Here is a 237-nt window from a genome sequence, read left to right on the forward strand (position 1 = left end):
CCGGCACCCGTTTCGCCGCGCTTGACCAGATCACCCCGGCCAATGTCGCACAGCTCCAGGTGGCCGGGACCGCTCATACCGGCGATGTGCCGCAGAGCGACGGCTTCGGTGCCGAAGACCAGAACACCCCTTTGCAGATCGGGGACACGCTGTACGTGTGCACCCCGCACAACCACGTGGAGGCGATCAACGCCGACACCGGCCAGCAGCGCTCGTCATTTGATCCCAAGGCCACCG

Annotated in this window: 1 protein-coding gene; it reads left to right on the plus strand. The window is 66.2% G+C overall.

The features are described from left to right. Positions 1–237: hypothetical protein (locus ACQG3P_RS23320; protein WP_426806370.1), on the plus strand; the 237-nt coding region annotated here is incomplete at both ends.

Origin of the sequence: Stenotrophomonas sp. SrG (assembly GCF_050031795.1) — a bacterium.
GTDB classification, from domain to species: domain Bacteria; phylum Pseudomonadota; class Gammaproteobacteria; order Xanthomonadales; family Xanthomonadaceae; genus Stenotrophomonas; species Stenotrophomonas rhizophila_A.